The sequence below is a fragment of the Mesorhizobium sp. M7A.F.Ca.MR.362.00.0.0 genome, from assembly GCF_004023175.1.
Taxonomy (GTDB): domain Bacteria; phylum Pseudomonadota; class Alphaproteobacteria; order Rhizobiales; family Rhizobiaceae; genus Mesorhizobium.
The window spans coordinates 1,687-6,212 of the sequence record NZ_RZTF01000381.1 but is presented as its reverse complement, the minus strand read 5'-3'; the positions used below and the strand labels follow the sequence as shown (position 1 = coordinate 6,212).

Here is a 4,526-nt window from a genome sequence, read left to right as displayed (position 1 = left end):
GTCGCGGCTGGGCTCGGAGGCGGAAGAGGCGGTCAAGGCGACCGGCCTCAGTAATCATCCTCGTCGACTTCGGCCGGCTCGGGCCTGCGCACCGGCCGCTCGGACGGATCGCGGCCAACGTCGTTCTTCAAGGTCGTCAGGTCGATGAAATGGTCGGCCTGGCGGCGCAGATCGTCGGAGATCATCGGCGGCTGCGAGGCCATGGTCGAGACGATCGACACCTTGCGGCCGCGCCGCTGCAGGGCCTCGACCAGCGTGCGGAAATCGCCGTCGCCGGAAAAGATGACATAGTGGTCGACGACATCGGCGAGCTCCAGCGCATCGACCGTCAGCTCGATGTCCATATTGCCCTTGATCTTGCGGCGGCCGGTCGAGTCGGTGAATTCCTTGGCCGGCTTGGTGACCACCTTGAAGCCGTTATAGTCGAGCCAGTCGATCAGCGGACGGATCGAGGAGTATTCCTGATCCTCGACCAGCGCCGTGTAATAATAGGCGCGCAGAAGATAGCCACGTTTCTGGAAGCTCGACAGGAGCTTGCGATAGTCGATGTCGAAGCCGAGTGCGCGCGACGTCGCATAGAGATTGGCGCCGTCGATGAATAGGGCGATTTTTTCACGAGGGTCGAACATGGAAAATATTCCTTCTCGAAATAAACGGCCGTCTAAACGAAATGCGATAGCGACGTTCGGTCAGGCTCATAATAAACCGGCTGACCTCTATGTATCCGAGATAGCGCCAGATTCACGGCAATCCAAGGGCGCGTGCGGCACTGCAAGCAATTGTGATCGGGACACCGAACACATAGGCACAGCCAGTTTTGCCGAATCGGGTGTTTGAACGAAGGATTGGGCGCCCTGCAGCCCGGCCATTGCCATGATGCTTGTATTTTGGCGGCGTTCGGGTTATGGACCGCGCCTGTTTTCCATCAAATCCATCGCATGAAAGGGGCAAACCATGGCCCGCGTAACCGTTGAAGATTGCATCGACAAGGTCGACAACCGCTTCGAACTGGTGCTGCTTGCCGGCCACCGTGCCCGGCAGATCAGCCAGGGCGCGCCGATCACCGTGCCGCGTGACAACGACAAGAACCCGGTCGTGGCGCTGCGCGAGATCGCCGATGAGACGCTGTCGCCCGACGACCTCAAGGAAGATCTGATCCATTCGCTGCAGAAGCATGTCGAGGTCGACGAGCCCGAGGCCGATGGCGAGGCGATTGCCGATCAGACCGGCACCGCCGTTGCTGCCACCGACGCCGATGACGCCGAGGAGAACATCACCTTCGACCGCATGACCGAGGAAGATCTCCTGGCCGGCATCGAGGGTCTGGTGCCACCGGAAAAAAGCGACGACTACTAAGAGCCTGGATCAAGCATCCGGCACTTCCGTCCTGGCAGTTTCGTGGCTATCTATGACATGCGCCGTACAGCAGTGCGGTGCATGATTCATTTCACCGCTGCGAGATCCCGCCCATGATGCGTCAGTATGAGCTTGTCGAGCGCGTCCAGCGCTACAAGCCTGACGTCAACGAGGCGTTGCTCAACAAGGCCTATGTCTATGCCATGCAGAAGCATGGCCACCAGAAGCGCGCTTCCGGCGACCCGTATTTCTCGCACCCGCTCGAAGTCGCCGCCATCCTCACCGAGATGCATATGGACGAGGCGACGATCGCGGTCGCCCTGCTGCACGACACGATCGAGGACACGACCGCCACACGGGCCGAGATCGACGATCTGTTCGGCCCCGAAATGGGCAAGCTGGTCGAGGGCCTGACCAAGCTGAAGAAGCTCGATCTCGTCTCGAAGAAGGCCGAGCAGGCGGAAAACCTGAGAAAGCTTCTGCTGGCGATTTCAGAAGATGTCCGCGTGCTGCTGGTCAAGCTCGCCGACCGCCTGCACAATATGCGCACCCTCGACCACATGCCGGAGGCCAAGCGCCTGCGCATCGCCGAGGAGACGATGGATATCTACGCGCCGCTGGCCGGCCGCATGGGCATGCAAGGCATGCGCGAGGAGCTGGAGGAGATCGCCTTCCGCTTCATCAATCCGGAAGCCTATCGCGCCGTCACCGCACGGCTTGCCGAAATCTTCGAGCGCAACAAGGGCGTGCTGACGGACATCGAAAAGGCTTTGTCCACGCTGTTCGAGAAGCATGCGATCAACGCCGGCGTGAAGAGCCGGCAGAAGAAGCCGTGGTCGGTGTTCCGCAAGATGGAGGCCAAGGCGCTGTCCTTCGAGCAGTTGTCCGACATTTTCGGCTTCCGCGTCGTCGTCGATACGGTCGAGGATTGTTACAGGGCGCTTGGCGCCATCCACACCGCGTGGTCGATGGTGCCGGGCCGCTTCAAGGACTACATCTCGACGCCGAAGCAGAACGATTATCGGTCGATCCACACCACCATTGTCGGCCCGTCGCGCCAGCGTGTCGAGCTGCAAATCCGCACCCGAGAGATGAACAAGATCGCCGAATACGGCGTCGCCGCCCATTCGATCTACAAGGACACCGGCGGCAAGACGAATGGCGCCGCCCACGCGATTTCGAAGGAAACCAACGCCTACGCCTGGCTGCGGCGCACCATCGAGCAGCTTGCCGAGGGCGACAATCCCGAGGATTTCCTCGAAAATACCAAGCTGGAGCTGTTCCAGGACCAGGTGTTCTGCTTCACCCCGAAAGGCATGTTGATTGCGCTGCCGCGCGGCGCGACACCGATCGATTTCGCCTACGCGGTGCACACCGATGTCGGCGACACCTGCGTCGGTGCCAAGGTCAACGGCCGCATCATGCCGCTGATGACGGAACTGAAGAACGGCGATGAGGTCGAGATCATCCGCTCCAAGGCGCAGGTGCCGCCGGCGGCGTGGGAATCGGTCGTCGTCACCGGCAAGGCGCGCTCGGCCATCCGCCGTGCCACCAAGAACGCCATCCGCAAGCAATATTCGGGTCTCGGCATCCGCATCCTGGAACGCGCCTTCGAGCGTGCCGGCAAGACCTTCACCAAGGAGAGCCTGAAGCAGGTGCTGCACAGGCTGGCGCGCAAGGACATCGAGGATGTGCTGGCCTCCGTCGGGCGCGGCGAGCTCGCCTCCACCGACGTCATGAAGGCGGTATTCCCCGACTACAAGGATGAGCGCGTCACTACGGCCGTCCCCAAGCCGCGCGAGGAGGGCTGGTCGAAGATCCGCAATGCGGCCGGTATGTTGTTCCAGATTCCGGGTCGCGCCGCGCGCAAGGACAAGGACCAGCCACGCGATGGCGCCGTGCCGATCCGCGGCGTGCGCGGTGATCTGCCGGTGCGCTTCGCGCCGGAGGGGGCAGTGCCTGGCGATCGCATCGTCGGCATCGTCCAGCCGGGCACCGGCATCACCATCTATCCGATCCAGTCGCCGGCGCTGCAGGCGTTCGACGACCAGCCCGAGCGCTGGATAGACGTGCGCTGGGACATCGACGAGCGCACCAAGGAACGCTTTCCGGCGCGTGTCTCGGTCACCGCCATCAACGCGCCGGGGTCACTCGCCGATATAGCGCAGGTGGTTGCCTCGAACGACGCCAATATCCATACGCTGTCGATGGTGCGCACTGCGCCCGACTTCACCGAAATGCTGATCGATCTCGAAGTCTGGGATCTCAAGCACCTCAACCGGCTGCTGTCGCAGCTCAAGGACAATTCGAGCGTCAGCGACGCAAGACGCGTCAATGGCTAGATCATGCTCCGGTTTCGGACAAAGTCATGGTCAATCAAAAAGAGGCAGACATGAACACCGATGAAGTGCTGGGCATTTTCCGCGAGGCGGGTGCTGTTCTGGAAGGGCATTTCATTTTGACCTCGGGCCTGCGCAGTCCGGTCTTCCTGCAGAAGGCGCGCGTGTTCATGCATGCCGACAAGACCGAGCTACTGTGCAAGGCGCTGGCGGAGAAAATCCGCGCAGGCGTGCCCGGCAAGATCGACTATGTCGTAGGCCCGGCGATCGGCGGGCTGATCCCAGCCTACGAGACCTCGCGCCATCTCCGCGTGCCGGCGATCTGGGTCGAGCGGGAAGGCGGCGAGTTCCGCTTGCGCCGCTTCGAGATAGCCAGGGGTTCGCGTGTCGTCATCGTCGAGGACATCGTCACCACTGGCCTGTCGATCCGAGAGACCATCGAGTGCCTGCGCGATCTTGGCGCCGAGGTAGTGGCCGCGGCCTGCATCATCGACCGTTCGGCTGGCAAGACCGATGTCGGTGTGCCGCTCATCGCGCTGGCCGAGTATGAGGTCCCGGCCTATCCGGCCGACCGGCTGCCGCCGGAGCTTGCCGCCATCCCGGCGATCAAGCCCGGCAGCCGCAACATCTGACGGGGCATTTTTTTCGCCCAACAGTGTGCGGCGGTTTTGTGGAAAGCGACATGCGTGAAGACAGATTGGAAATGATCACCGGCATCGATCATTTCGTGCTGACGGTCGCTTCGCTGGAAGTGACCTGTGAGTTTTACCAGCGCGTGCTGGGTTTTGAGCGCATCGACGCGGCGGATCGGCCGACGGCGCTGGCTTTCCG

Annotated in this window: 4 protein-coding genes and 1 pseudogene (1 of these 5 running past the window's edge); 4 read left to right on the top strand and 1 reads right to left on the bottom strand. The window is 62.0% G+C overall.

The genetic code is table 11. The features are described from left to right. Positions 1 to 47: 47 nt before the first annotated feature. Positions 48 to 629: an NYN domain-containing protein gene (locus EOC06_RS30635; protein ID WP_127267156.1), complete on the bottom strand. Its 582-nt coding sequence runs from the start codon at positions 627 to 629 to the stop codon at positions 48 to 50. Between the two features lie 325 nt (positions 630 to 954). On the opposite strand from EOC06_RS30635, the gene rpoZ reads away from it, so the two are divergent. From rpoZ to EOC06_RS30615, 4 genes and pseudogenes are all read left to right on the top strand, one after another. Continuing rightward, the gene (gene rpoZ / locus EOC06_RS30630) at positions 955 to 1,356 is read left to right on the top strand and encodes a DNA-directed RNA polymerase subunit omega (protein ID WP_013532591.1); all 402 of its coding nucleotides are present in this window, start codon (positions 955 to 957) and stop codon (positions 1,354 to 1,356) included. A gap of 113 nt (positions 1,357 to 1,469) precedes the next feature. Continuing rightward, positions 1,470 to 3,698, top strand: coding sequence for a bifunctional (p)ppGpp synthetase/guanosine-3',5'-bis(diphosphate) 3'-pyrophosphohydrolase (locus EOC06_RS30625; RefSeq protein ID WP_023812864.1), 2,229 nt, complete (start codon positions 1,470 to 1,472; stop codon positions 3,696 to 3,698). A 50-nt stretch (positions 3,699 to 3,748) separates the two neighbouring features. Continuing rightward, positions 3,749 to 4,327, top strand: a complete 579-nt coding sequence (gene pyrE / locus EOC06_RS30620) for an orotate phosphoribosyltransferase (RefSeq protein WP_127267157.1) — start codon at positions 3,749 to 3,751, stop codon at positions 4,325 to 4,327. Between the two features lie 50 nt (positions 4,328 to 4,377). Next, positions 4,378 to 4,526, top strand: a pseudogene (locus EOC06_RS30615) (VOC family protein); it runs 251 nt beyond the window's last position.